We start from the raw sequence: 2,446 nt of genomic DNA, 5'->3' as shown, positions 1-2,446 counted from the left end.
ACACACACATTCTAACCGCCCATCATCAAGCACATTTTTCCGTCTTTTCGTACGCGCGCGTAAGCGTGCCGAAAACATAATAAGCAAAGGCATCCCGAGAGGTTTGCCCTTGTCTGTTTTTATGTGTTTTTACCATAACACGGCAACGCGAAATAAACCCGTTTTTACCGCATTAAAACAAACCATTTAAGCATATAAAATAATAATGTCAAACAAGCAAAAAAGAAAAGAAATGAAAAGAGAAATGAAGTATGTAAAACCCTCTTGTGAGGTGATGATCATGGACATGGAAACTGTAGTCATGATGGCGGGCAGTCCCGGCGTATATCCCGGAGGAGGGGGCGGCGGCAGTGTCATCGTGGAAGATCCTACTGAAGATCCCGATTAACCCTCCGCTGTCAAGCGGTTCAACCTGCGGAACGGATAGAAAGATTGAATTCCTTTTGTTCCCCTGAAGCGGAAAAAGTCCGCCAATCAAATGATGTTTATTACCATTTAAAAAGAAAAAAGACAATGAAAATAACGAAGATTTTGTTATTCTCGGGTATGCTTGCCTCATTGGGTATGCTAACCTCGTGTTCCAACGACGACCTTGTTAATCGTCAGAACGGTGGCGACAAAGGTGTTGCCGTAACCTTCCATGTGAGCGACGTTCAGACCGAAGCTCAAAACAACGCCTCTTCCGGCGGTGCCGTTACCCGCGCTGCCTTTGCCGAGAGACTTGCCATACAGTCCCTCACGCCCGAAGACCTCACCTCGCAGAAGCTCTCCGTAGTGGGAGCCAGCGATGCCTGTCTCATCGAGACCACCGTGGCAGGCATCCGTCCCGTGCGGACAACCGACAAGGCACAGACCCGTGCCAACATCACCACCACTGCCACGTTGGGAAATTTCAGCTCCATCGGCTATCGCGGCACTGCCTCGGGCAACCTCGAAGCCATGCCGTGGTTCTACAATGAGGAAACCGACTCCGACGGCAACCTCTCCACGTACATACAATGGTCGTGGGGAAAACCCTACGGCAAGTTCTACGCCGTGGCACCGCAGGTGACTACCGGCTACGGTAAGATTGCGCTTTCGCCTGCCGACCATTCCGGCACGCCATACGTGGACTTCGAGGTGGAACCCGACGTGAAGAATCAGAAGGATTTGATGACTGCCTGCTCGGGCGAGGTACATTACGCCGTGTGGGGGACGGCTCCCGTCACCAACCTGACGTTCCGCCACGCCCTCACCGCCGTGCGCTTCAAGGTGGGACAGAACCTCTCTTGGAACAAGACTATCAGCAAGGTGGAAATCATCGGCGCCATGAGCAAGGGACGCTATACGCTGCCCACCGACGCTGCCGGCACGGATGCGGGATGGGACGATCTGGGCGATCCGCAAACCTTCACGTTGGATAATATCAGCGTGAGCACAGCGGAGGCGGTGAACAACATCATCATGGGCAAGGATAACGACAATTATGTCTTCTACATGATACCGCAGCCGCTGGACGGCGTGAGTGTGAAGATTCACTTCGCTGACGGCAGCACGCCCATCACCGCCAATCTCTCCGGTAAATGGAAGCCGGGCACCATGAAGACTTACGCCCTGACAGAGGACGATTCCAACTGGAACTACGTGCTGAACGTGGTGCGGTCTAATTCCGATAAGCTCAAATACGACCAGACCGATGCTGGTACTTATACCATACAGAGCTACCGCAATGACAACAGTGTAAGCCCTCTCGTGCAGCAACCCGTGGAATGGAAGGTGGTGAGCTATCAGGAGAGCAAGGACGGCGGCTTAACATGGGAAGCCGAAACCACCGTCAAGCCCGCTTGGCTCACGCTGGGCAAAACAGAGGGCGTCGGAAACTACACCACAGGCGAGTCAGGTTCCGCCACCGTCACCAAAGAGATCACCGACAAGCTTGCCGAATATAACAAGGTGCTGCACGATGCCACACCGAAAGGCAGTGCCGGCAACTACTACGACCTGTCCAAGTACAACTTCAAAGGCGAATCTACGGCGATGAACACTGCCAACTCTTACCTCATCTCCGCACCGGGGTATTACAAAATCCCGCTCGTATATGGCAACGCCGTCACGAACGGAACTTCCAATGAGCATGCCTACAAAACTACAGTTACGGGTACGGGTAGTTCTGTGCTGCAAAACTTCAAGGACCATGCCGGCAACAATATCACCTCTCCCTACATCAACGTGCAGAACAGCACTAATGCTGCCACGAAGGCCGAGATCGTATGGACCGACCAGAGTGGCATCGTGGACGGACTGTCAGTAACCAACGCCGGCGCCAATTCTTACCTTAACTTCCATGTCCCCGCCGACAAAATCAAGAACGGCAACGCCGTCATCGCCGTGAAGAACGCATCGGGCACCATTATGTGGTCTTGGCATCTGTGGTTCGACCACAAGGAAGTGCTTGAGACCGTGAAAT

Annotated in this window: 3 protein-coding genes; all 3 read left to right on the top strand. The window is 52.9% G+C overall.

The features are described 5' to 3' along the window. A partial coding sequence (locus LO761_RS12505; protein ID WP_272818607.1) for a hypothetical protein occupies positions 1-190 on the top strand: 190 nt, incomplete at its 5' end. Between the two features lie 15 nt (positions 191-205). Beyond that, entirely contained in the window at positions 206-388 is a 183-nt protein-coding gene (locus LO761_RS12500) for a hypothetical protein (RefSeq protein ID WP_272818606.1), read from the top strand. 125 nt (positions 389-513) lie between these two features. Next, positions 514-2,446, top strand: a 1,933-nt coding sequence (locus tag LO761_RS12495) for a hypothetical protein (protein ID WP_272818605.1), incomplete at its 3' end; no start/stop codon positions are given.

This window comes from Phocaeicola oris (assembly GCF_021295095.1).
GTDB lineage: Bacteria > Bacteroidota > Bacteroidia > Bacteroidales > Bacteroidaceae > Phocaeicola > Phocaeicola oris.
The sequence above is the reverse complement of the archived record's forward strand: the minus strand, read 5'-3'. Positions and strand labels throughout refer to the sequence as shown.